Source organism: Actinomadura latina NBRC 106108, assembly GCF_001552195.1.
GTDB lineage: Bacteria > Actinomycetota > Actinomycetes > Streptosporangiales > Streptosporangiaceae > Spirillospora > Spirillospora latina.
In genome coordinates, this window is the sequence record NZ_BCQS01000018.1 from 1 (window position 1) to 25,372 (window position 25,372).

General features: G+C 70.6%; 17 protein-coding genes. 4 read left to right on the forward strand and 13 right to left on the reverse strand.

Features of this window, described 5'->3' with window-relative positions:
- Positions 1-372: 372 nt before the first annotated feature.
- From AL2_RS22660 to AL2_RS22700, 9 genes are all read right to left on the reverse strand, one after another.
- On the reverse strand, positions 373-1,887 hold the full coding sequence (locus AL2_RS22660) for a glutamate--tRNA ligase (protein ID WP_083946800.1): 1,515 nt from the start codon (positions 1,885-1,887) through the stop codon (positions 373-375).
- A 48-nt stretch (positions 1,888-1,935) separates the two neighbouring features.
- The gene (locus AL2_RS22665; RefSeq protein WP_067636662.1) at positions 1,936-3,186 is read right to left on the reverse strand and encodes a pyridoxal phosphate-dependent aminotransferase; all 1,251 of its coding nucleotides are present in this window, start codon (positions 3,184-3,186) and stop codon (positions 1,936-1,938) included.
- Complete coding sequence (locus AL2_RS22670) at positions 3,183-4,085, reverse strand: class I SAM-dependent methyltransferase (protein WP_067636664.1); 903 nt, start codon at positions 4,083-4,085, stop codon at positions 3,183-3,185. The genes AL2_RS22665 and AL2_RS22670 overlap by 4 nt, the downstream gene beginning before the upstream one ends.
- A gap of 30 nt (positions 4,086-4,115) precedes the next feature.
- Positions 4,116-5,183, reverse strand: a complete 1,068-nt coding sequence (locus AL2_RS22675; protein ID WP_067636666.1) for an adenine nucleotide alpha hydrolase family protein — start codon at positions 5,181-5,183, stop codon at positions 4,116-4,118.
- Entirely contained in the window at positions 5,180-6,235 is a 1,056-nt protein-coding gene (locus AL2_RS22680) for a S66 peptidase family protein (protein ID WP_067636667.1), read from the reverse strand. Before AL2_RS22680 ends, AL2_RS22675 begins: the two co-directional genes overlap by 4 nt.
- Entirely contained in the window at positions 6,232-7,749 is a 1,518-nt protein-coding gene (gene gltX, locus AL2_RS22685) for a glutamate--tRNA ligase (protein WP_067636669.1), read from the reverse strand. The genes AL2_RS22680 and gltX overlap by 4 nt, the downstream gene beginning before the upstream one ends.
- Positions 7,750-7,769: 20 nt before the next feature.
- Entirely contained in the window at positions 7,770-9,674 is a 1,905-nt protein-coding gene (locus AL2_RS22690) for a radical SAM protein (protein WP_067636671.1), read from the reverse strand.
- A 112-nt stretch (positions 9,675-9,786) separates the two neighbouring features.
- A complete protein-coding gene (locus AL2_RS22695; protein WP_067636673.1) occupies positions 9,787-10,995 on the reverse strand; it encodes a cytochrome P450 in 1,209 nt (402 codons plus the stop codon).
- The gene (locus AL2_RS22700) at positions 10,992-11,996 is read right to left on the reverse strand and encodes an amino acid--tRNA ligase-related protein (protein ID WP_083946801.1); all 1,005 of its coding nucleotides are present in this window, start codon (positions 11,994-11,996) and stop codon (positions 10,992-10,994) included. Before AL2_RS22700 ends, AL2_RS22695 begins: the two co-directional genes overlap by 4 nt.
- 149 nt (positions 11,997-12,145) lie before the next feature.
- On the opposite strand from AL2_RS22700, the gene AL2_RS22705 reads away from it, so the two are divergent.
- Together AL2_RS22705 and AL2_RS22710 are read left to right on the forward strand one after the other, a co-directional pair.
- Positions 12,146-17,095, forward strand: a complete 4,950-nt coding sequence (locus AL2_RS22705) for a non-ribosomal peptide synthetase (protein WP_067636675.1) — start codon at positions 12,146-12,148, stop codon at positions 17,093-17,095.
- Positions 17,092-21,198, forward strand: a complete 4,107-nt coding sequence (locus AL2_RS22710) for a type I polyketide synthase (protein WP_083946802.1) — start codon at positions 17,092-17,094, stop codon at positions 21,196-21,198. Before AL2_RS22705 ends, AL2_RS22710 begins: the two co-directional genes overlap by 4 nt.
- Before the next feature lie 140 nt (positions 21,199-21,338).
- Here the strand turns inward: AL2_RS22710 and AL2_RS22715 are convergent, their stop codons facing one another.
- From AL2_RS22715 to AL2_RS22730, 4 genes are read right to left on the reverse strand one after another with little or no spacing between them, the layout of a single operon-like run.
- Positions 21,339-21,581, reverse strand: a complete 243-nt coding sequence (locus AL2_RS22715; protein WP_157438306.1) for a hypothetical protein — start codon at positions 21,579-21,581, stop codon at positions 21,339-21,341.
- A 30-nt stretch (positions 21,582-21,611) separates the two neighbouring features.
- Positions 21,612-21,839 (reverse strand): hypothetical protein, encoded by a 228-nt coding sequence (locus tag AL2_RS22720; RefSeq protein WP_067636681.1) that lies wholly within the window; start codon positions 21,837-21,839, stop codon positions 21,612-21,614.
- Complete coding sequence (locus tag AL2_RS22725; RefSeq protein WP_067636682.1) at positions 21,836-22,045, reverse strand: hypothetical protein; 210 nt, start codon at positions 22,043-22,045, stop codon at positions 21,836-21,838. Before AL2_RS22725 ends, AL2_RS22720 begins: the two co-directional genes overlap by 4 nt.
- Positions 22,042-22,320 (reverse strand): hypothetical protein, encoded by a 279-nt coding sequence (locus tag AL2_RS22730; RefSeq protein ID WP_067636684.1) that lies wholly within the window; start codon positions 22,318-22,320, stop codon positions 22,042-22,044. Before AL2_RS22730 ends, AL2_RS22725 begins: the two co-directional genes overlap by 4 nt.
- A gap of 127 nt (positions 22,321-22,447) precedes the next feature.
- Here AL2_RS22730 and AL2_RS22735 point away from each other — a divergent pair, with 127 nt between their 5' ends.
- Positions 22,448-23,545 carry a hypothetical protein gene (locus AL2_RS22735; RefSeq protein WP_157438307.1) on the forward strand — a complete coding sequence of 366 codons (1,098 nt, stop codon included), beginning with the start codon at positions 22,448-22,450 and terminating at the stop codon, positions 23,543-23,545.
- The gene (locus AL2_RS22740; RefSeq protein ID WP_067636688.1) at positions 23,532-24,695 is read left to right on the forward strand and encodes a hypothetical protein; all 1,164 of its coding nucleotides are present in this window, start codon (positions 23,532-23,534) and stop codon (positions 24,693-24,695) included. The genes AL2_RS22735 and AL2_RS22740 overlap by 14 nt, the downstream gene beginning before the upstream one ends.
- Positions 24,696-25,372 lie beyond the last annotated feature (677 nt).

Below are 25,372 nucleotides of genomic sequence, written 5' to 3' on the forward strand. Positions count from 1 at the left end.
CCCGCGGCGCCACCCTGCGCCGCCACCTGATCAGCGTTCCGGCCCGGCTCGCCCGGCACGGCCCGGCAGGACCAGCAGGGCACATCACCGTGCACCTGCCCGAGCACTGGCGCTGGCAGGCCGAGTGGATGAACACCTTCCGGGCCGTCCACGACCCACCACCAGCGACAGCGGCCTGACCCGCCCCGACCCTGTCACCGCTCCCGACGACCATCACAGTCACCGCGCCCGCCGGCGCATCCCACCCCCGATCCGCACCCCCGGACAGGCCACGGACCTGCGCGTGGCAGACCCCGCACGCCCCCGAAATGCCGCTCTGCCAAGCAGACCGGCTCTCATGACGAGATCGGAACCAACATGGATCACCGGAAATCACGCCGTGGATCCAGGCTCAGGTGCCGCCTTCAACTCCGCCCGCGTCCGGGCGAATCCATGCCGATGAGCGGCCTCACGAATCTGGTCGAACCACCGGTCGCCCTCCGGCAGGTGCTGGTACTCCTTGCAGAATTCCGTAACGAACGCCCGGATGACGGCAGGGTCGACTCCGCCGTAAGCATCGTTGGCGAGCCCGGTCACAGGCGTGAAGAACTGCGGGAAGAAGTAGCCGTACACGTCCCGGAAGTCCGACCACTTGCGCAGGTCCTTACGCGGGTTGGGAACTCCGTCGCGCTCGACCTTGAGCGCACGGACCGCGAGATCACGCTCCGCGGCCATCACTCCGGCCAGTTCCTCGTCGTGGCCGGACGCCCAGTCGTGCACCGCCGAGAAGATCGCCGCCGCCGGAAGGTCTGCGATGTGGTCGGCGCTGATGCTCTCCAGCTTCGCCATGTCCACCAACGCGCCCGAGACGTTGCACTCGGCGAGATCGATCCGCGCGCCTAGCGCCTGGTCCAGCGGAACTTCGGCCAGCCGGCCGTTGACCAGCCCGCGCAGGTAGTAGGCGACCGCCGCCGGCGGATAGCCGCGCTGCAGATAGAAGTCGACCGACGCCTCGGGATCCTTGCGCTTGGACAGCTTCCGCTTGCTGGAGCCTTCCTGCTTCAGCAGGGGCGCCACATGGGCGTAGTCGATCCGGTCCAGTCCCAGGGCGTCGAAGAGCTGGAGGTGCACCGGCGTGGAAGACAACCATTCGTCACCGCGAATCACCAGGCTGACCCGCATCAGATGGTCATCGACCACATGAGCGAAATGGTAGGTCGGCAGCGGTGGCTCGGCGTCGGACCTCTTGAGGATGACGACATCGTTCTGGTTGGCGGCGAACTCGAGGTCGCCGCGGATCCGGTCCGTGAACGAGATCCGGTCCTCCGGACCTGCCGTACTGCGGTAGCGGACCACGTAGGGCAGGCCACGGCCGAGCGCTTCCCTGACCGCCTCCACCGGCGCACCCCGCCACTTCGCCCACGTGCCGTAGTAGCCGGTCGGAATCTTCGCGCTGCGCTGCTGCCGCGCCATCTCGGACAGCTCCTCGGGAGTGGCGAAGCAGAGGTATGCCTTGTCTTGGCGGAGCAGTTCGCGGACATGGCTCAGATAGATCTGCGACCGCGCGGACTGGGTGTAGGGCCCGTACGGCCCGCCGGCCGGCTCCGTGGGGGCGACCCCGAAGTACTCGAAGGCGCGGTCGAACTGGTCCACGGCACCCGGCACCTCGCGCGCCTTGTCGGTGTCCTCAATCCGCACAAAATAAACACCTCCGGAGTTCTCCGCGATATCGCGGCCAATGATCGCCGTGTATATCCCGCCGATGTGCATCGGCCCGGTCGGGCTGGGACAGAATCGCGTCACGAAGGCGCCTTCCGGCAGGGCACGGCGCGGGTATCGGCTCTCCCAATGGTCCACCGCCGGAAGGTCCGCCGGGAAGAGTCCATCAATTTCCGTGCGCTCGAGCACCGATTCTCCTAAGGAATATCGCAATTCCGGTTCCAGGCCGGTAATATATCACGCCACAGATAGCAGTTCGGCGTTCTCCAGTCGATCGCATGCCTCGTTGAGTGCCGCCAATGGCGCACCCAAGTACATCCGGACATAACCGTTGTCGCCGGTAATGCCAGGCCGGGCCATCGGCCAGGCGTCGGCGAGCAGGACGCCTGCCTCGGTCGCGCACCGGCACAGGAATCCCCGAGTGCTTGCCGCCGCCCCGGTGCGCGGCACCGGGAACAGGAGGTAAGGGGCCGCCGGTCCCGCGATGAGCCGCCCGGCGGGCAGGCTCCCGCTCAGCCGCCGCGCCACCGCACGCCGATGCGACCCGATGCGTTCCTGCTCGGACCGCAGGTACGCGCGGACGGCGTTCCCGTCCTCCAGCCAGTCCGCCATGGCGTGCTGAAGGTTGGCGGAGTAGTTGTACGTGTGGCGGGTCCGTATCTCGTTCACGAAGAGTTCGAGGAAGCCCGGCTCCGCGACGACGGCCCCCAGCCCCCAGCCGTTGCAGCGGAACTGCTTTCCCAGGGAGCGGACCCCCAGCCAGGGAATCTGGTCCATCCGGTTGCCCAGCCGTTCCAGGAGGATCGCCAGGGCGGAGGTCGGCTCGGGACAAAGACCGAAGTAGGCGTCGTCCACGAGGACGGCCGCCCCTTGGTCCAGGGCCGCGTCCACGAGCGCACCGATCAGTTCGGAATCCCAGTTCGCGCCGGTCGGGTTGTGCTGCGCGTTGATCACGACCAGGCCGAGACCGGGCGCGGCGGCCGCGGCCCGCACCAGGTCCGGGTCCGGGACCAGCCCGGTCGCGGGCCCGGCCGTCACGTAGCGCATGCGGAACCCGAGTGGCTCCAGCATGCCCGCGTAGTCCCAGGACGGCGCCACGACGAGGGCGTCGGGTCCGCGGCCGGCCCAGCCGGCGCGAACGCGGTCGCAGAAGTCGAACATCGCGCTGCGCGTGCCGGTCCACCCGACGGCCACCTCCCATCCCGCCGGCGGCAGCGGCCCCTGTGTGGCGTCCACGTACTCGCGCAGTACCCGCCGCAGCCTCGGGTAGCCGTACATCGAGAGCTGGTACCCGTGCAGGGTGTCCGGCGCCCTCCGCAGGGCGGCGAGCAGCTCTGGCGGGGTCCCCGACCAGGTCTCGCCCAAACTCAGCATGAGCGGTTCGCCGGCGGGCGATCCTGCCGCCGTATAGGCGTTCAACCACTCCGTGTCCGGGAGGCGGTTGGGCCGGATCCGGCGCTCGATCAGCGGACCCGGGATGCGGCTCATCCCGCGCCTCCCGCCGCCGCGAGCCCCACCGTCACCGCGGCGGCCGGTCTGGTCCGGTGCAGGACGGGTTCCGGGTTCGGATGGCCCTTCCGGAAGACCATGATCGAGAAACCGGCGTAGGTGAGGTTCTCATCGAAGAGCTCGTAGAAGTAGCGGAGCTGTTCTCGCAACGCTCCGGCCTTCTCCTCGGGCAGACCGGCCAGATGCTCGGCGGAGACCACGCGGTCGACGTACGCGGAGATCCGGTCCCGGGTCTGGCGCTCGTACACGTACGGCTCATCGGCGATGAGAGTGGCCTCCGGCCGAGCGAAGACGTCCTCCCAGTACTCCCTCGTGGTCACCGGCAGCGGAGCACCGATCGCCTCCTCGACCGAGCGTCGCAGCGTCTCCGGCGGAGCGGTGCGGTAGTAGATCGGGACCACGACCAGGGCGCCGCGGTTCGCGAGGACGCGGTAGTACTCGTCCCGGGCCCGGCGGTGATCCGCCATGAACGACGTGACATTGCTGCAGAAGACCAGGTCGAACGACGCGTCGGGGAAGGGCAGCCGGAGACCGTCGCCGAGGACGAAGCTGACATTGTCCACCCCCGCCGCGGCGGCCTTCCGGCGCGCGAACTCGTTCGACACGGGGTTGATATCCACTCCCGTCACCGGGGCGTCCACCCAGCTCGCGAACTCGATGCTGCTGTAGCCGGTGTTGCTGCCGACCTCCAGGATCGGCCGTCCGGTCTTGGGCGCGGCCAGTTCGATCACGCGGCGCACCGTGGCGCCTCCGCCGGACGGCATGTTCGGCTCGTTCACGAGCGCGACAACGCGGGAGAAATCGAGGCCGCGGATCTCCACGGCGGTCAGCCGGGCGAGTTCGGCGGCGACGCTCGCCACCGGTTCTGTCAGGGCCACGCGGGACTCCTTGCGGTTGGCGTGAGGTGATCAGGCGGACGGGACCGGTGCGGGGACGTCCAGCTCGACGGCGACGGCGCCGACCGCCGCCGGCCGCACTCGCAGGCGGCTGAGCTTGTGCAGCGCCTCCTCGCGGGTGAGACCGCCGAGCCGCACATGGTGGGCGATCTCGTAGACGTAGGGGTGGTAGCCATGGCGCCGCAGGTGGTCCAGGATCAGCAGGCCGTTCAGTCGGCAGTTCGTGGAGCAGGAGTCGGTGTCCTCCGGGGCCCGCCAGCCGTGCCGCTCCAGTTCCGCCAGGACCTGCTCCTCCACGTACTCCTCTCCGTAGAGGGGATTCACCAGGCCGGACGGAGAGCCGGTCTCCGATGCCCGCCAGCCGTCCAGTCCCGTCTCGAGATCGGGCGAGGCCAGGGTGATCGGATCCAGGTTCCGCCGCGCGACGTCGCGCAGGAAGGGGGCGGGCACGAACGCGGAGGTCGTGAACTGGCCGGGCGTCCAGCCGCCGGCGAGCAGCGGGATCCCGTAGCCCTCGGCGGTCCGCAGGCCGGCCGAGAGGACGAGCCCGATGCAGGAACCGCAGGCCGCGGTCGAGTACTTGGTCGTCTCGGCGCCCAGGTCCGCCGACAGCGCCGTGCGGTAGACACCGTGCATCAGCTTCCGGCTCGGCCGCAGCATCACGTGGTCCGCGCCGGTGGCGTCGAGGACGCGCCTCATGTTCTCGCCCGTCCGGCCGGCGAGGAAACCGTTGTCCACGGTGAAGGCGAGCACGCGCAGCCCGTGCTCGCGCACGAGCCGGATGAGCGCGAGGGAACTGTCCTTGCCGCCACTGAAGAGCAGCAGGCAGTCGTGGGACCGCTCGGAGCGGCCGGGCGTGACCCACCGGTCGAAGGCGGCTTGAACCGCCTCGCGATCGTATTCCAAGGTCTCGTCCTCGTCCTCGCAGTAGGAGCACACGCCGTTCGCACCGAAGCCGATGCCGGGAAAGCTCTCGGGTAGGACGCACCGGGTACAGACGCGGTAGTCGTGCTCGATGACGACTAGGTCGTTTTCGGTCGTGAAGCGCAGACGTTCGGTCGCGGAGTTCTGACGGCTCATGAGGTTCTCCTGGACGGGACGGAGTCGTGGTGAGGGTCGGCGTGAAGCGTGATGAGCTGTGCGTCGGCGTCGATCACGGCCCGGCCCCCCACGGGAAGGGTGAGGCGCGGCTCGGTGTGGCCGAAGTCGACGTCGGCCAGGACGGGTATCGCGCGGCCGTCCAGCGCCTCAAGGATCACCGCGTCGAAATCGGTGCTCCCGGCCGCCGCGGGCACCGGTCTGTAGTGCCGCCCGATGACCAGCCCGGCGATCCGGTCGAGCACCCCCGCGGCCGCCCACTGTGCGAGGAGCCCTTTCAGCTGGTCCGGGCCCATTTCCAGCGTCTCCAGGCACAGGATCGCGCCGTCGCTCGCCGGCATGTAGGGGGTGCCGAAAAGCCGGGCGGCGGTCGGCGCGCACCCGGGCAGCAGCCATCCCTCCGCCCTGCCGGGGACGAGCGTCCGCCAACGGGCCGGCCGGGATCGCCGCGGCCGGTCGTCCTCCTTGTCCCACCACAGCAGTTCGTCGGTCCAGGCGGGCGGCGGCCGCAGCGCGACGTCCGCGGACCGCGCCCGTTTCCCGAGGGCCTGCCGGAAGTGGTGCAGCGTATAGGGCCAGGGACCGCCGTGCTCGCCCCACTCCGAGACGACCATCGGGCCGTGGAACGTGACGAGCCTCGCCCGCGCCAGCGCGCCCCACAGCAGTGAGGTGATGTCGCTGTACCCGACGACCGGTTTGGCCGCGGTCCGCAGCAGGGCCCAGTCGACGTACTCCAGGACGGGCAACATCGTGAAGCCGCCGCTGGTACAGACCACCGCGTCGACCCTCGGGTCGTCCAGGAGCAGGTGCAGGTCATCGGCGAGAGCGCGGGGGGCGGCGGCGGCCGTGCCGTCGCTGCGCCGGCAGGTGCCGCTGAGGACGCAGCCGTATCCGCTGCGGCGCAGCGCCTTCAGGGCGCGCTCGAATCGTGCGGGGAACAGCGCGGGCGCCGGAGACGACGGGGTCCACAGGCCCAGTGTCGCCTCCGCGGGCAGCGGCCTCGGCAGAACGAGCGGAGGGGCTCCGGTGGTCATGGCGCGGCCGTCACTTCCCGCAGGGCCCTCAGCAGCCGGGCGCGGGTCTCCTCAACACCGAGCACCGCGGCCAGGTCGTCGGGGCTCAGCCTGCTCGGCCCACCGGCCAGGATGCCGACGACCGGCCTGATGGCCTCGCCCCGGTCCAGCCCATGCCGCTCCGCGGCGCGCGCGAGGACCGGGCCCAGCCCGGTGCCGTCGGCCACTGCGGCGGCGCAGTCGAGCAGCGCCGTCCGCAGCGCCGCCGTCTGCACGCCGGTCAGTCCCCCGGGCAGGGCGGGACCGTCCGGGGGCGTGAACGCGAACCCCAGCAGTGCCGCGGCGTCGTCGGCGCAGGCCATCCGGACGCGGATGACGTCGAGTGAACGCTCGACGACGGGCCGGGCCTGCGCCGGGGAGGCCAGCCCCGCGCGCACGACGGCGTCCGTGCAGACGGCCACGGTGTCCACCCGGGAGGCGTGGCGCTGCAGGTACTGCCTGTTCACCCACCCCAGCTTCTGCGTCGACTGCTCCACAACGGCCTTGCGGCTGATCCGCCGGTAGTCGAAGGCGTCGACGAGTTCGTCCCGGCTTTGGATCTCCGTTCTCCCGCGGTATCCGTAGCCCAGGTGGGCGTAGTAGTTGACGATCGCTTCAGGGAACCATCCGGCGGCACGCAGGTCGTCGATGTAGAGGGCCTGCCCGGACGGCAGGAAGCGGTCTCCGAGGCGGAAGTCCTCGATGCGCACCAGCGGAAAGTGGAGATAGAGCGGCTCGGGCAGACCGAGGGCCTTGTGCACGACGGCCTGCGGGGCGATGTTGGCCAGTCCCTCCGAGCCCCGGATGACGTGGCTGATCCGCATCAGGCTGTCGTCGACCACGACGGTCAGGTGATAGGTGGGCCAGCCGTCCGGACGGCAGATCACGAAGTCCGACAGCTCGTCCGCCGGCGTGCCGACCTCGCCGCGCAGCAGGTCGGCCGAGCGGATCATCCCGGTGTCGGGGACGCGCAGCCGCACGGCCGGGACGATCCCCGCCGCGCGGGCGGCACGCCGGCGCGCCGCGGTGAGGTCGCGGCACCGGCCGTCGTAGGCGCGTGCACGGCCCTGGCGGGACCGGGCCGACAGTTCCGCCAGGCGTTCCCGGTCGCAGTAGCACTGATAGGCCTTCCCCTCCGCGAGCAGCCGCTCGATCGCGTCCCGGTACAGGTCCAGTCGCCCGGATTGGCTGTAGGGACCGTAGTCGCCGCCCACCTCCGGCCCTTCGTCCCAGTCGAGCCCGAGCCATCGCATGCCGCGCGGATAGCTCTGAAGCGCTCCGGGGATCTGCCGGTCCAGGTCGGTGTCGTCGAAGCGGAGGATGAAGGCGCCACTGTAGCGGCGGGCGAACAGCCAGCTGTAGAGGATCGTCCGGGTGAAGAAGGCCGCGTAGGCGATCTCGCCGTTGGGCGCGAAACGTACCCGAACGTCGGACAGACCCGGAGGCATCGGCAGGTCGCCGCTGCGCTGCTCGGACGCGGTGTCGACAGTGCTCATGGCTCGGTCCTCACCATCCCTCAGGCCACAGCCACGGCCGGTTGAAGCGACCGGGGCACATGAACGCTGCCGTGGTAGACGGCGAGCAGCAGCGCGTCCGCCGGCATCCGCGCGGTCTCCGCACCGTCCAGGTCGACGTGGGCCGTACCGTTCGCGACGGTGACCGGCCGAACCTGTCCCGCTTCCACCAGCACCTCGTGCAGGCCGGCCGGCAGCGCCACCCGCCCTGTCGCGGCAACGCCGCGTACCGACGCCGCCAGCACCGCGGCGATCGCCTGCTGGTACTCGACGACGGTCCGGTACTCGTCCGCCGGCGGGCGCGTCTCGGGCCGCAGGGCGTTCCACAGGTACGCGGCGGCGGCGGCCACGAACTCCCCGGTCCCCTCGCTCGCGGCCAGATGCCGGATGATCGACTGGTAGTGCGGATGTTCGGGAATGCAGTCCGCCGGCAGGTAGCGGCCGAGCAGGCCGGTGTCCAGCGCTTCCGGATCGAGCAGGGACTCGAAGTGGTCGGCGGCCAGCCGCCGCACGACGGGCTCGGGGCAGCCGTCGCCGAGGAAGCCCACCAGCAGATCCAGCATGTCGACGACGCGGACTCCCATCCGGGCGTGCAGGTAGCGGAGCAGGCTTCGCAGCAGGCACCCGTGGAACACCGCCAGCGCGAGACGGATCGCCATGCCCCGCCGCCAGTCCGCGAGTGGCATCGCCCGGTGCTGGACGACGAACTCGGCCTCCATCTCGGGATTGCTCACCTGATAGGGCAGGACCCTGGTGACCAGTTCCTGCTCGTCGCGGACGCTCGCGGTCGTGTACTCGGTGTTGTTGAGGAGCAGCAGCGGATAGACGACGGGGTGGCCGCCGGAGGTGATGGCCTCTTCGACGCTGCCGAGGTGGGTGGCCAGCGTCTCCCCCGGCAGTCCCCAGATGAGCTCGGTGTACGTCGGCACGCCCATCGCTTGGAAGTCGCTCTGCAACTGCCGGTAGTAGGACGTGCGGATGTTGGAGCGGCGGGCGATCTGCAGGACCTCGGGCGTGAACGACTGGGCGGACAGGGTCACCGCGGAGATCAACTGGTTGGAGTAGAGGATGCGTGCCGCCTCCAGCACCCGCTTGTTGGTGTTCTTCGCCCAGTTCGTGAAGAGGAACATCCGCTTGCCCTGCCGTTTCAGCTCGGTGACGAGCCATTCGGCGATCTCCGGGTCGCGCGGCAGGATCCCGAAGTTGGCGTCGGCCAGGAAGATCGTGGCGTGCGGCGGGGCATGGGTGACGATGTGGGTGATCTCCTGCTTCACCCGCGCGAGGGGGAAGGGCCGGACCTTGGACTTGGTGGCCCCGCCCCAGTAGCAGAACGAGCAGGAGTAGGGGCAGCCGCGGTTGGTCTCCAGGATGATGGTGCGCGAGGCGGCGATGTCCTCATCGGAGTAGACGCCGCTGAGCAGCGGTGAGGGCAGGCAGGACAGGTCGGTGATGCGTTCGGCGGCCGCCGTGGTCACCACGCGGCCGGACCGCCGGTAGCTGATCCCGGGGATCTCGTCCAGCGCGCCGGTCGCCGGCCCCGAGGCGAGCAGCCTCCGGAACGTGATCTCCCCTTCGCCGTGGACGAGCACGTCGACGGCCTCCTCGGCGAAGACCCGCTCCGTCTGGTGGCTCACGTCGTTGCCGCCCAGGACCACCGTGCAGTCCGGCCATCGCCGTTTCACCTCACGCGCGATGAGCATGACCGGTGCGCGGTTCCAGAAGTAGACCGGCAGGGCGACCACGTCTGGGCGTTCCAGCCCGGCGACCCAGTCCGGCAGGCGCGCCATGAGACCGGGATCCTGGAAGATCATGTGCTTGTGGAACCGGTAGGTCCCGGCAACCACGGGATCGTCCTGGGCCGACGCCTGGAGAGAGCCGAGGATCACGCTGTACCGCACATCGGGCATCGCCGTCACCTCGATGAGGTGGCACGTCCTGCGTCCGGTAGGAGTCCCTTCGGAGCGTGGCTGCTCTGTCTTCACTCTCTTCGCTCCCATCGGGCGGACTGGAGGGGCGGGCTCAGATGAAGGCCGGGGCCGAGCGCAGCACCGTGGCGCCGAACGCGGGCGCCCGGACCGCGGGGGCGGCGGGTCTCAGCCGCGGCAGGCGCTCGTGCAGGCACTGCAGGAGCGTTCGTATCTCGGCACGGGCGAGTGCGGCGCCGGCGCAGTAGTGCCCGCCCCGGCCGAACGCGAGGTGCCCGCCGGCGCCGCGGACCGGATCGAACGTCTGCGGTGCGGCGAAGCGACGCTCGTCCCGGTTCGCGGACGCCAGGACGAGGGCGACACGTTGCCCGTGGCGCAGCGGACGGCCGCGGAAGGTGAAACCCTCCAGCACGCGGCGCGGCGCGAAGTGGAACGGCGAGTCGTAGCGGAGCGCCTCCTCCACCACCGCCGCCCAGGGGATCTCTCCCGACCGGACGAGCGAGAGCGTCCGCGGCTCGGCGTGCAGCGTCAGCACGCACACGGCGATGGCCACGCTCACCGGTTCCACGCCGCCGGTCAGCAGCTGGGTGAAGGTCGCGGCCGCCTCCTCCACCGTCATCGCACGCCGCCGGACCGCTCCGGCGAGGCGCCCGCCCACCGGTCCCTCGGCGCGGGGCAGGACCGTGTCCGCGACGTAGCGGACCAGCGCGTCGACGGCCGCGGCGGCGCGCTCGGCCACGGCTGCGTCCGCCCTTGACGACAGGTAGTCCATGACGGCCCGCGCCTGGACGTCGAGGTCGCCGAGTTCCGTGGACGTCGCGCCGAGCACATCGCCGATGACGGCGAGCGCGTACGGCTTGCTCAGGTCGGCGATCAGGTCGCCGCCGTCCGGGAACCGGCCGGCGGCCGCCAGCGCCCGCTCGCGGAGCGGCCGATCCAGCCCGGCCACCGCGGCAGGGCCGAAGGCCGGCGCGATGACTTCTCGTACCCGCGCCTGGTAGGGGGCGTCAGAGAAGACCATCCATTTGCCCAGAAACCGTTCGACGGCTTCGGCACGCGCCCGCGCCCGCGGCGGCAGCGACGCCACGGAACCGCCGGTGGCGCGTGCGCCCAAGCGGCGATCGACGAGCAGCTCGTGCACGTCCGCGTAGCGGGTGATGAACCAGGCCTGGACCGCCTCATCCCAGTACACCGGTTCCGCGTCCCGCAGTCTCGCGTACATCGGGTACGGGTCCAGGGCGGTGGCGGGATCCTGGAACCCGAGCGGGCAGGTGGTGTCCGCAACCGGGGACGTCTCGCTCAAGGCTCGATCCGCGTTCCGTGATGCCGCTCCACCAGCTGCATGGCACGGATGTCGGGATTGCTCAGCACCCACATGAAGAAGCGCTCCACCCCCATGCCGAAGCCACCGGTGCGCATGGGACGGGCGTCCTTTAGCGTGCTGTACCAGGCGTAGTCGGCTTCCGGGACCTCGTGCGCGGCCAGGGCCTTGCGGACGTCCTCACCCGTGGTGTGGCGCTCCCCGCAGCCGATCAGCTCGCCCGGGCCCAGCAGCAGGTCCGCGCACAGCGCCCGCTCTCCGGACTCATCGTAGGCCTGGTAGAAGGGGACCGAGAGGTGATCGAAGTGCGTGACCCAGACCCCGGGTCCGGCCTGCGCCATCAGGCGCCGTTCGCCCTCCCGGGTGAGGGTCCGCCACCCGTCGTGGACGTGGACGGAGGCGGGGTCGCCGTCGAGGGCCTCGACGGCCTCGTCGAAGTCCATCCGGGTCGTGCCGCCATCGAGGAACGCCTCGATGTGACTCAGGTCGATCCTCAGCGACTCCAGCGACGAGCGCAGGTTCCCGAGCACGGCGCCGGCCAGATGCCGGACATAGGAGTCGGCGACTGTGATCACGTCGTCGAGGCCGCCGGGAATCTCCGCCTCACTGTGGAAGAACTCGTTGAGATGCATGGAGTCGGCCTGCTCCGCGCGGAAGCTCGGCATCACGTAGTAACAGCCCCCGGCCGACAGCCTGCAGCCGTACTCCAGCATGAACTGCATCGAGTCGGCCAGGTACGTGGGCACGCCGGCGAGCTCCACCTGGACCGGCAGTGAGTCGCTGCCGAGGCCCATCGGGGACGACACCGAAGCCGTGGTTATCGGCAGATACACGCACCGGACGTTCCGTTCCCGCCAGAAGACGGCGGTCTCGTGGCCGACCAGGTCCTGAAGCTCGACGACCCGGGCATAGAGCGGATCGTCCAGGACCCGTAGAAAACGAGGCTTCACCTCACCGCCGGGCAGCTCGTCGAGCAACGCCATCTCGCCTCCTACGGACCGCTCGCGGACGGGACCAAAATGTGACCCCTGTTTGGGAATTTCCATTACTGTCCAGAAAATCCGGGAGGAATGTCATGTCCCGAAAATCCGGGACATGAAGAACATGCCGACCGCCTGCTTCAATCGCCGGCATGGCGCCGCAGTTCACGCACGCACGGTTCGAAGGGATCGCCGCCCTTCACCGTGATCGCACCGCCCTCACGTGTATTCAGGGCGAGCTGAGCTATGCGCAGCTGAATGCAGCGGCCAATCGCCTCGCCCACGCGCTGGTCCGGTTCGATTGCGGCACCGGATCGCCCGTTGCCGTCCTGGTGGACGAGGAGCGGGCGGACTGGGTGATCGCGGTCCTGGGCATCTGGAAGGCGGGCGCGTGCTATCTGCCGGTCGACCCCGCGCTGCCGGAACGGCGGATCCGGCGGATGCTCTCGGCGGCCGGCGTACGGATCCTGGTCGGTGCGGCCGCGACCGCCCGGCCGTTCGCGGACGTGGTCGAGACGACGCTCGCGCCGCCCGACTGCGCCGGCGAGCCCGCCACCGATCCCGGCGTCCCTGTCCCACCGGACGGCATCGCCTACATCGTGCACACGTCGGGGTCGACGGGAGAGCCCAAGCCCGTCGCGGTCGGCCATCGGGCACTGATGACGGTCTTCCAGGGCTGGTCGGAACTCTACGAGCTCGCGGCGGCGCCCCGGGTCGTCCTCCAAGCGGCCGGCCCTGCCTACGACGTGCACGTCGGAGACCTCGTCAGGGCGCTGTGGTCCGGTGGGCGACTGGTCCTCTGCCCGCGGCGCGTCCTGCTCGACCCGGCCGAACTCAGTCGGCTGATCATCGCCGAGTCCGTCGACACCGTCGAGCTCACCCCCGCGGTCCTGGACGTGTGGACGTCCTGGCTCACGGTCGGCGGCGGCCGCCCCTCCTGCCTGCGCCTGGTCGTCTCCGGCGGGGAGGGCTGGACCACGGCCGGCTGCCGCGCCCTGCGTGAGGTCCTCGGCCCGGGCACGCGCATCGCCAACACCTACGGTGTGGCGGAGGCCGCCATCGACAGCACCTGGTGCGAAGTGGACGACGAGCTGCTGGGACGGCTGGGCCCCGCCGACGGACTCCCGATCGGCACACCGCTCCCCGGCGTCCAGCTCCTCGTCCGCGACGCGGCGGGCGCAGACGTCCCCGACGGCCGGGCCGGTGAGCTGTGGATCGCCGGCCCGACGGTCGCCGCCGGTTACCACCGACAGCCGGACGCGACCGCACGCAGGTTCGGGCGGCTCGACGACGCCGGGACACCGCTGTATCGGACCGGTGATCTGGTGCGCCGGGCCGGCGGCCTGCTCTTCCACCTCGGGCGGATCGATGACGAGGTCAAGATCCGGGGGGTGCGGGTCCGGCTCGACGCGGTGGAGGCGACGCTCCGGCGGCACCCCGACGTGCTGAACGCCGCAGTCGTCAGGCACCGGCGGGACGGCGACGCCGTCCTGGTGGCCCATGTCGAGGCGAGGAGCGCCGAGGGACTCGCCGAGCAGCTTCGCCGGCACGTGGCCGCGGAGCTTCCCGCGGCGATGGTCCCCGCGCAGGTCGTCGTCCATGACCGCCTGCCGCTCAGCGGGTCGGGCAAGGTCGACCGGTCGCGGCTGGCCGGGCCAGCGGCGCCGGAACCGGCCGCTCCGCGGGGCCGCACCGCAGCCGAGGAGCGCATCGTCGCACACTGGATCGAGCTGCTCGGACGTCCCCCCGCCGACCTCGGCGAGAACCTGTTCGCCGCCGGCGGCTCCTCGCTCACCGCGGCGTTGCTCTCGGTGTTCCTGCGCCGGGAGTTCGGTGCCGAGGTGTCGGTTGCGGAGATCTTCGCTGAGCCGACGGTCGCCGGGCTGGCGCGCCTGGCCGGCTCCCCCGCGCCCGCGGACGCGTCCATCCCGGCGACGGAGCACGACAGCGGCCCCCTCGCACCGAACCAGCGCCGGTTGTGGTTCCTGCACAGGCTCGCCCCGGACGACCCGTCCTACAACCTGCCCGCCGTGCTGATGCTGCGCGGTCCCGTCCGGCAGGACGTCCTGCGCTGTTCGCTGGACCGCCTGGTTCAGCGACACGAGGCGCTGCGCACGAGCTTCGAGGTGGGTCCCGACGGCCCGGTCGCGCGGGTCAGGACGCGGGCGCGCATCCCCTGGGAGCTGATCGACGCGCCCTTGGACGGCCATCAGACCGCCATCGACGAGTTCGCGCGGCGGCCGTTCATGCTGGGCACGGGGCGCCCGATCAGGGCCGCTCTCGTCCGCGACGGCACCGGTCGGCACGCGCTCGTCGTGGTCGTGCACCACATCGTCTTCGACGGGTGGTCCGAGCGCGTGTTCTTCGCCGAGCTCGGCGTCATCTACAACGCGCTCGCCGCTGGCGCCGAACCCGTCCTGCCCCCGCTGCCGGTCCGCCCCCTCGACCTTGCACGCTGGGAATCGGAACGGCCGGCGGTCGACCTGGAGCGGCAGCGCGCGCACTGGCGGGCGCGCTTCGCGGACCCGGTGCGCGAGCTGCCGCTGCCGGAGGGCCGCCGGCGCCCCCCGGCCGGACGGACGACACCGCCGGGAGTGGTCCGCCGCGCTCTTCCGCCGGCGACGGCGCAGGCCGTCAGGGCCACCGCCACCCGCCACCAGACCACGCCCTATCTCGTGCTGCTGGCTTCGTTCGCGGCTCTCCTCGGCCGCTGGTCGGGACAGCACGATCTGGTGGTGGGCGTGCCGTTCGGCGCACGCTGGATGCCGGAGACGCAGGCCCTCATCGGGTTCGGGGTCGCGACGCTGCCGCTGCGGCTCACCGTCGGCCGGGACGCTGACTTCCGTTCCGTGCTGGCGGGAGCGCACCGAGAGTTCGCCGCGGCGACGGCCGCCGCGCAGGTGCCCTACGACGAGATCGTGGCGGCCGCGCGATCGGCGGGCGGGGCGGACGGCCCCCTGTTCCGCACCTGGTTCAACTGGCTCGGCGAGGACACGCAGGCTCCCGCCATGGACGGTCTGGAGACCGAGATGGCTTCCGCCCCGGTCCCGGGGGCCCTCTTCGACCTGAGCGTCTACGTGACCGATACGGGCTCCGGTTACGGGCTGAGCCTCGTCCACGACGCCGATCTCTTCAGCGGCGCCCTGATGGAGCACTTCGCAGATCAGTTCGCGACTCTCACGGCGTACCTGTGCGCCGAACCGGACGCGCCCGTGGCGGCGCACCGGCTCGGGCCCGCCGATCGGGGCTGGCCGGACCTTTCCGCGGAGAGCCCGGCCGTCCTGCCCACGATCGCCGATGTGCTGGCACGGTCACCCGGCGAGCCGCTGATCCGCGGGCCAGAGACGGACATGACCCGCGGCCGGGTCCGTGCCGCGGCCGCATCGATGACCGCCGCGCTGCTCGACGCCGGCCTGGCCGCCGGCGACACCGTGGGAATCCTCGCCCGGCGCACCCCCGGCCTGGTGCCGGCGCTCCTCGGCGTCCTCGGCGCGGGCGGCAGGTTCGTCGTGCTCGACGCGGACTACCCGCCCGCCCGCCTGGCGGCCCAGCTGGCCGGGGCCGGGGCCGGCCTGGCGGTCTCGCTGGACGCCGAGGTCCCCGGGGAGCTGCGCGACGGGCGGGTCTGGGTCGAACCCACCGGCGAGGGTGCGGACGCGTGGCCGCTCGCCGACCCCGGCGACGACGCCCCCGCCTACGTCGCGGTCACCTCGGGCACCACCGGGGAGCCGAAGGCGATCGTTGGCGCGCTGCGGCCGATCGGCCGGTTCCTCGACTGGTACTGCTCGCGGCACCGGATCGGCGCGGCCGACCGGGTCGCCATGCTGTCCGGTCTGTCCCACGACCCGCTGCTCCGGGACATCTTCGTACCGCTCTGGACGGGGGCACGGCTCTGCGTTCCGCCGGCCGCCTACATCCGGGCCCCGCGCGAGTTGCGTTCCTGGCTCGCCGCGGAGGGTGTGACGATCCTGCACCTCACGCCCGCGCTGGCAAGGCTGATCGGGCTCGCGCGAGGCGCGGCACCGCTCACCGCGGCGCGGCTGGTGGTCTGCTCGGGGGATGCCGTCTCGGCCGCTGAACTGGCGGCGATCGGCGCGTGGGCGCCGAACGCGGAGGTCGTGCACGGCTACGGGACCACCGAGACGCCGCAGCTGGCCAGTGCCCGGTCGCTGTCGCCCGCACGGCTCCCGTCCGCGGGCGCGGAGGCGATCAGCGCTCTGTCGCCAGGCGCCGAAGTCGTGGTGCTCGACGACCGCGGACGGCGGGCCGCGATCGGCGAGCTCGGCGCCGTCGTGGTCCGCGGCCCCAACCTGGCGCTCGAAGTCAAGGGCGGGAACGGGTTCGAGCCCGACCCCGTCGCGGGCCACCGCAGGTACCGGACCGGCGACCTCGGTAGGTACTGGACCGATGAGCTGATACTGCTCGCCGGCCGCTCGGACGACCAGGTGAAGGTCGCGGGAGTGCGGATCGAGCCGGCGGAGATCGACCAGCGGTTGCGGGCGCACCCCGGAGTCCAGGACGCGGCCGCCTCCGCCCGGCCCGGAGCGGACGGACGGGATCAGATCGTCGCCTGCGTCGTGCCGCGCGAAGGCGCCGAGCCGCCCTCCCTGGACGCGCTGCGCGGATTCCTCGGCACCGCGCTGCCGAGGTTCATGCTGCCGACCGGCATGGCCGTCCTGGACTCGATTCCGCTCACCGCCAACGGCAAGGTCAACCGCGGCGCGCTGCCGGCGCCCCCGGCCGCGGACCCGCCCCGGACGCCGCGCGACGCGCCGGCCGGCGACCTCGAACAGCTCGTCGCCGACGTGTGGGCCGGGGAACTGGGCGTCGGCCGCCCGCCGCGGGACCGGAACTTCTTCGACCTGGGCGCCAATTCGATGCGCATTGTCCGGGTGCACCATGCGATCGAGGACGCGCTGGGCCAGAGAATTCCGATCACCGCCTTCTTCGAACACCCGAACATCAGGGATCTCGCACGGTACCTCCACCGCGGTGCCCAGGAGCCCGCTTCGGTCCCCAGAACCGCGTCCAACGTCCACGATCTGCGAGCGCGGCGGTTCGCTGCGCGGGAAACAGCGATGCAAGGGGAGATGAATACATGAGCTCCTATCCTTCGGAGAGCATTGCCATTATCGGCATGGCGGCGAGGTTTCCGGGCGCCCAGGACCTCGATGAGTTCTGGAGCAATCTGCGGAAGGGCAAGGAGTGCATCGTCTTCCCCTCCGACGCCGAACTGCTCGCCGCCGGAGTGCCGCCCGAGTTGCTCGCCGACTCCTCCTACGTGAAGGCCCACGCCGAGACGCCGGACATCGAATCGTTCGACGCGGAGTTCTTTGGCTTCACCCCGCGCGACGCGGCGATCCTGGACCCGCAGATCAGGATGTTCATGGAGGTGTGCCACGACGCCGTCGAGCAGGCCGGCTATGACCCCGCGAAGATCGGTGACGGGGTCGGCGTCTTCGGCGCGACCGGTGTCAACAACTACCTCGATCTGCACATCCGGTCCGGCTCGGGCTACCAGATGCTATCCGCGACGGGGGTCGCCGCCAGCGCCCTGAGCTACCCGGACTACGTCGCGACCCACGTCGCCTACCGGTTCGGGTTCCGCGGCCCGGCGCTGACGGTGTCCACGGCCTGCTCCAGCTCCGCCGTCGCAGTCCATCTGGCCTGCCAGGCGCTGCGGCTGGGCGAGTGCGACCACGCGATCGCGGGCGGCTCGGAGGTCGAGATGCCCGCCCGGCAGGGCTACCAGTGGGACGCGGGTGGGCCGCTGTCCGCCGACGGCCACTGCCGCCCCTTCGACAGGCTCGCCGGCGGCACCGTCTTCAGCAGCGGCGCGGGGGCGGTCCTCCTCAAGCGCCTTGAGGACGCCATCGCCGACGGCGACCACGTCTGGGCGGTGATCCGGTCCTCGGCGGTCAACAACGACGGCGCGACCAAGGCCGGCTTCGCCGCGCCCGGAATCCCCGGGCAGGCCGCGGCGGTCACCGAGGCGATCTCGCTGGCCGGCCTCACGGCGCGCGACCTCGATTTCGTCGAGGCGCACGGCACCGGGACCGCGCTCGGAGACCCGGTCGAGGTGGCGGCGCTGGCCACGGCGTTCCGCAACTGCGGTGGCGGCGAACGTCCGGGATCGGCCGGGCTCTCCTCGGTCAAGGGCAACATCGGTCATCTGGGCCATGCCTCCGGCATCGCCTCGATCGTGAAGACGGCACTCTGCCTGCGGCACGAGGAGAGGGTGCCGACGGTCAACTTCGTCGAGCCCAACCCGCGCCTGGAGATCGGCAAGACGCCGTTCCGCGTCGACGCGGCGACCATCGCGTGGCCGAGATCCGACCGGCCGCGCATCGCGGGCGTGAACTCTCTCGGTTTCGGCGGCACCAACGCGCATCTCATTCTCGCCGAGGGGCCGGTCGACCACCGGACTCCCGGCAGCGGTCGTCCCGAGGTCGTCATCTGGTCCGCGCGTGCGGAACGGGCGGCCGCCGATTACCGGCAGGCGCTGACGGAGCACCTGTCCGAGGCCGATGACGACGCCTTCTGCGACATCGTGGGCGTCCTCCAGGAAGGACGCACCGAGCACCCCGTCCGCCGAGCCATCGTGGCGGGCGACGCCGCCGAGGCGGTCGAATGCCTGAAGGCGGGCGAGATCTTGGCGCACGACGCCGACGGCGGCACCGGTGAGACACCGCGCCAGATCGTCTTCGCCTTCCCGGGGCAGGGCTCGCAGCACTCCCGGATGGCGTCCGGGCTGTACGGGCGGGAACCGGTCTTCACGAAGGTCTTCGACGAGTGTCTGGAAGGTTTCGAGCGGGCGGGAACGGCGGCGGAGCCGCTGCGCGACACCTGGCTCGGCGGGGACGAGACAGCCGTGAATTCGACGCTGACCGCGCAACCCCTGCTGTTCGCCGTCGAGATGGCGCTGACCGCCATGTGGTCGTCCTGGGGCATCGAGCCGGACGTCGTCGTCGGGCACAGCCTGGGAGAGATCACGGCCGGTGCCGTCGCAGGGGTGTTCACCCTGGACGAGGCGATCAGGCTGGTGCATGCGCGGGCCCGGGCGATGGCCGCGCTGCCCGGCGGCGCCATGGCCGCCGTCACCGCGCCCCCGGACCGCGTCGCGGACGTCCTCGGCGGAACGCCGGCCATCGCCGTCGTGAACGCGCCGGACCAGACGGTGATCGCCGGCACGGCGGAGGAGATCGACGCCGCGCTCACGGCGTTGTCCGCTGCAAACCTGCGGGGGCGCCGGATCGCGACCTCGCACGCCTTCCACTCCCCGTCGATGTCCCCGGCCGTCGCGGAATTCGCGGCGGCGTTCGCGGAGGTGGACCCGCGACCACCGGCCATCCCGATAATCTCCGCGTCGACCGGTGCCGCGGTCGGGGACGAGGCACGGGATCCGATGTTCTGGGCCGCCCAGATCGCCGAACCGGTCCGCTTCGACCTGGCGCTGGCGGCCCTTCCCGATCAGCACGGCACGCTGGTGCTGGAGGCCGGCCCGGGACAGGTGCTCACGGCGCTCGTGCGGGCGGGGCTCCGGGAGGCCGCCACCGTGCCCACGCTGCCCCACCGGGACGGGCCGGAGACGGACCTGCGGTCAGCGCTGTCCGCCGTCGCCACGGTCTGGGTCAATGGACACCGCGTCGACTGGGCGAACGTGCGGCTGGGCAGGCCCGTCCGGCGGGTACCGGTGCCCGGGTACAGATACCAGCGCAAGCGGCACTGGATCGAGCCGTCGCCCCGGACGTCGGGGCCGGGCGCCGAGGCCGGTTCGTCCGCGTCGGCATCGGCCCTGCGGGCAGGCACCGCGCCCGGCTCCGGCTCCGCGGAGGTCGGCGACGACCGGCCGTTCAGCGTGCTGACCTGGACCGCCGACCCGAATCCGGGCTCGCGGCGGACAGTCGGCGACCGCGGGCTCGCCCTCGTCCTGCTGCCCGCGGACGAGGCTGCCGGCATGACGGCCGTGCTCGCGCTTCAGCGGGCGGGCCACCGCATCGCGGTCGTACGCCCGGGTGCCCGTTTCGAGGAGACGGACGGTGAGTTCCGTGTCCGGCTGGACGACGCCGCCGACATCGACCGGGTCTTCCGGCGACTGGCCGATCGCGGGCAGCCCGTGAGCACGCTGGTGCACGCGCTGGCGCTGACCGACTGGCCCCGGCCCACCCCGGACAACATCGACGAACTGCTGACCCTCGGCCACCACGGTCTGAGCCTTCTCGTCCAGCGGGGTGCACGCCACATCACCGCCCCCGAAGTCCTCGTCCTCGCGGACAGCTCCGCCGACATCACCGGAGCCGAACCCGCCCACCCGGTCAAGGCGGCCCTGCACGGTGCCGTGCGCAGCCTCGCCCAGGAGGCGCCGGAGATGCGCTGCCGCCTGCTGGACCTGGCGGCGGTCACCGCGGAGGGCCTCGCCGCGGAGCTCGCCGCGGCCGGCGGGCCGACCGTCATCGCGCTGCGCGGTCCGCGCCGCTGGATCCGCACCGAACGGTCCTACCTTCCCGGCGAGCCGGACCGGCCAGCGATCCGGCACCGCGGCGTCTACCTCATCACCGGCGGGTTCGGGGGGCTCGGCACGGAGGTGGCACGGAGCATCGCGGCCACCGGAATGGCGCCGCGTCTGATCCTCGTCGGGCGCTCCCTGCCACCGGACCGGCGGCTGGCGGAACTGACCCGCTGCATCGAGCGGCTCGGCGGCACCGTGCAGGCCGAGGCATGTAACGTCGGAGACCAGCGGGCCATGCGGAGGATCTTCGATACCGCGCGCGCACGACACGGCGCCGTCCACGGAGTGCTGCACCTCGCCGGCGTGCCCGGCGACACTATGCTGCTGCGCCGCGAACGGCAGGACGCCGCGGCCGTCCTGTGGCCCAAGGTGCGGGGCGCCCTGGTGCTGGAGAAGGTCCTCCAGAAGCAGCCGCCGCTCGACTTCCTGGTCATGTTCTCCAGCCGCGCGGCCGTCTCCGGCCTCGTCGGCGGCGCCGACTACGCGGCCGCGAACTGCTTCGGCGAGGGCCGCCCCGGCGTCCATCAGGACCCGTCCTCAAGCTCCAGTTGCCGCTTACGTCCCCGTCGCCCCAACTCCACACCCCTTCACATACCAGGAGTGTTGCGACAAGTACTGGAACCCGCCCGTCTCGCCTGGGGGTCAGTATTCACGCGTCGTCGACAGCAGTGCCCGCGCGAGCCGGTTGAGCAGTAGCCGGGCGGTGAGTGGCCGAGGCGGCGCGGTTAGTGCATCCGGGGGGATAAGCACCCGCCGCGCCGCCTCAGCCTCCCCCGAGGCCACCCCACCCAGCGCGGGGACGGCCCCATCCGGTGATGGCGGGGTCCAAGCCACCATCACCAGGCCCTTTTCATTACCGGACGCCCCGCGCGCTGCCGCTCCTGCGTCAGCGCCTCACGCAGCGTCGCCGAGTCCGACCGGATCACCGTCGCGTCGACGCCGGCGGCCGGGTCGTGCAGGGTCGCGACCCAGTCGCCGGGAGCCCCGTCCCAGCGCCGAGCCCGCCAGATGCGGTGTCCGGTGAACTCTTCCCGGAGCTGGCGGAGCGCCGGGTCTTCGGTCTGCGTACGTGTTTCCATCGCGGGGTTCCTCACTCGGAGTCCTTCATCTCAGGCCGCCCCGCTCTCACGGGCCGGACAGGTCGATTCCGCCCCGTGAACCCGAGCCGTGATCTGCCGCGTCCGAGCGTGGAGTTCATCGAGTTCCGCAGTGATCTCGGCGAGTTCCGCGAGCAGGAGCTGACGCTCTTCCTCGGTCAGTCCGACCGCCTTCTTCCTGGTCATCGATTGCCGTGCGGGGGAGATGCGGACGACGGCCGTCCGCCGGTCGCCGGTCATCGCGCGTCCCCCGATCCGGTGAACCGGTCGAGCCGGTTGCGCAGTTCGCTTGCGCTCTGCCCGTACAAGGCGCCCCACCCCGGCCGCTTGGCGACCCACCGGCCCGAGCACTCACGCGCGATCAGCCAGCCGGGAAAGTCGGCTTGCAAACTGTTCTCCAGCCGCTTGATCAGCGCCGACGTCCCGCTACCGGTGAGGCCGTTCACGACGTCACCGCCTCAGCGCCGCCCGGACGAACCTGCTCGGCGATCCGGCGAGCCGCCCCTGCAATGTCGTTGACCGGGTGCTGACGCCCGTCCTGGTCCCAGGAGAAGTACCGCCCGGAGTAGCCGACGAAGACCCAGACGAACACGCCGCGCATGTCGGTGAAGACGGCCAGGCCGGCGACGTTCTCACGGACCTCGGATCGCACCTCGTATTCGGTCAACTCGGCCCGCAGCTCCGTCAGCAACTCGATCTCAGGAGTGGTGTCGGTGTTCACGCTTCTAAGGTGGCCGGGAGACACGTCACGTCGCATTACCGCCTGTATCGCATCCAGGACGGATCGTTCTCGTCTTGTCTCGTCTGATACTCGTCTGTGTTACGTTCCTGCCGTCGAGAGGTTGGTGATGGCGAATCCCCCCGTACGGCTGAAGGTGCTACTTCGAGAGAAGCACTGGCAGACGCACCAGGCATTTTGTGGCGAATACGACAAAGCGGCAAAGGGCATTGACCCTGGACTTGTCGGCACCTGGCCAAGCCGGGCGCAGTTCCACCGCTGGCTCAGTGGCGAACTCAAAGGGCTCCCGTACCCGCATCACTGCCGCGTGCTGGAGAGGATGCTCCCCGGCTGGACGGCGGAACAGCTCTTCGAGCCGTGCCCGCCGAAGGAGTCCAACCAGCCGCAGAGCGACCCTGACGAGCCCATGGCCCCCGATGTTGCCGAGCTGCTCACGACCCTTGAACACCACATCGACACCCCCGAGACCGGCGAGATCAGTTGGGGTGCCACTGCCCGAACCATCCCCGCCGCCAAGGCCCGACTCGCAGGCACCAGAACAGCCACCAGCGACCACGCCCAGGACCTCGGCCGCAGACTCCTCCAACTCCAGCGCGAACGCCGCCTGAACGACGCCGACATCACCGAACTGGCCGGCCTCACCGGCCACGTCGTCGAACTGGCGAAGACCATCGACCTGGAGATTGCCGCCGACGGTGCCGCGCGACTGGAATACCGCTTCGACCTGCTGAACCTCAGCGACAAGCCACAGGCCCGCATGTCCCGCGAAGTGTGGTTCGAGCACACCACCGGTCCCCTGGTCATCAAGCCCGTCCCCGACATTGACCGGCGTATCGCCATCCAGCGCATCCACGACACGACCAACCTCGCCAAATTCGCCTTTCAGATCTCACCCCCGCTACGGCCAGGGGAGTGGGCGCGCGTCGGCTACGTCTGCGAGGGCGGAAAGTTCGACCTGAACCACTACTGGCGCGAGGCGATGCCCCGCTACTGCCGCCGCTACGAGATCAATGTCCGCCAACGCCGCGTGGACCTCGGCGGATGCACCGCGAGCGAGGAACACCCGGACGGTTCGGAGAACTCCGCCACAGATAGCCTCGTTTGGGATATCGACGGCCAGGACGCCGTCATGTCATTGACCCGTGACCACCTACGCCCGAACCAGTTCGTGACGCTGCGCTGGGAGCCGATCCGTGAACCTGCGTGACGAGATCGAATCGACCCTACGAGCCTGGCACGCCTACGAGACCGGCCGCGGATCAGTCGCCGTCATCGACTTCGATTGCGCCCCCACCACCACACCCCCAGAACCGGCCACCAGCCGCCTAGCCGTCTACCAGCGGCTCGCCGATCTCCACACCCGCGCCACCGAGACCGGAGCCACCCGCCTCACCGCCCGCCTCACCGCCGACCTGGCATACCTAGGCGCCCTACTCGGCGAACACCCACCCCTCAGCGCCTACGTCCAGGCGACCCAGGGATGCCCGGCCGCCGGATGGCAGGACGGCTACATCACCCACCGAGGCGACCAGGCCCGCCAAGCACTCGCCGCCCTGGGCATCCAGTGGGGACCCGACACCGCACGCGACCTCAACGCCATCGAAGGCCCCATAGAGACCGATGAGGCCCCCGACGCGATCCGCCAGGCCGCCGCCGACTACGAGCAGGCCGTCCGCCAGGCCACCGGCAGCCAGGCCCCGTTCAACCTCACCATCGAGACCACCGAGGTAGACGCCTACTGGGCATATTGGCTCGACGGCGCCGGCGACAAGGTTCGCCTACGCCTCAACCTGCCCCGCGCCAGCTTCACCAAGGTCGCCGCCCGCCAGTTCGCCCTACACGAAGTCCTAGGCCATGGCCTACAAGGCGCGAGCTGGTCAGCGCGAGCCGCTGCCGAAGACGTTCCGTGGGTACGCCTGATGTCGGTACACGCACCGCAACAAGTCCTCCTCGAAGGACTCGCTCAGGCCCTACCCCTCTTCATCGCCCCGGACGACGAGCTACTCGTCACCCGCACCAAGTTCGACCACTACAACCAACTTGTACGCGCCGAGCTGCACATAGCTCTCAACCAGGGTGCCAGCATCGCCGAACTGGCCGACCATGCCCGCTTTCGCATGCCGTGGACGAGTGACGCCGCAATCGCCGACGCCCTCACCGACAGGGGAGCCAACCCTCAACTCCGCTCCTACCTCTGGGCCTACCCGGCCGGACTCGACTGGTTCGCCAACCTCGCCGAAGCCGACAAGCCCACAAGGACCACCGTCCTACAGGCTGCCTACCGCGACCCGCTAGCCCCAAGCGACCTAGAGTCCCTCTGGCCAGCAGGCCCGACCATCGGCGGCCAAGGCACCTAGAACCTAGGATCACCAGGCAGCCCGCCCGCCGGATGAGACCTTTCTTTACGTTTTCAAGGGCGCCCGCTCTGCGGCCGCCGCCGGGCGGTCCGGGCCGGGCATGCGGCCTCTCCGGGCCGACCCGCCCCGGCCGCCCGGCCACCTCCATCACCGGGATAAATGAACGTTTCGGTTCCTGGACATATCCGACCTGGAGACGACCGACAAGCTAAGATACGTTGCTGGCGTGGAGGTGTTCGTGAGCGAGCATAGTAGTGATTCACCCGATCCTCCCGAAACAGGCATTGGGTCCCACGGCAGCCCGGTAATGGAAAGACTGAATCTTTGGCTTTGGTTTGGCCTAGTATTTGGAGTCCTCCCGGTCATAATCGATTTTATTCGTGCAGCAATGTCGGCAAAAGGGGTAAGTGTTGACGGCATTCTAGGTGACGGGGAGATTCTAATATCCGGGGCAGCTATTTCGGGGGCAGCCACCGGGGAGCTCTTGTTTGCTCAGAGTGAAAGCTCCGGAAGAATTAGAAGACTCAATATAGGTTCGGCTACTCTGCTGATCTGTCTATGCAATTCTGCGGCCTATACGCAAGTCGATCCCTCGCGGCCGGAAGTAACTGTCATCACCAGCCTTATATTGTTTCCCCTGACAGTGATTACGAGTGCTTTCTGTGTAGGAATGGCGG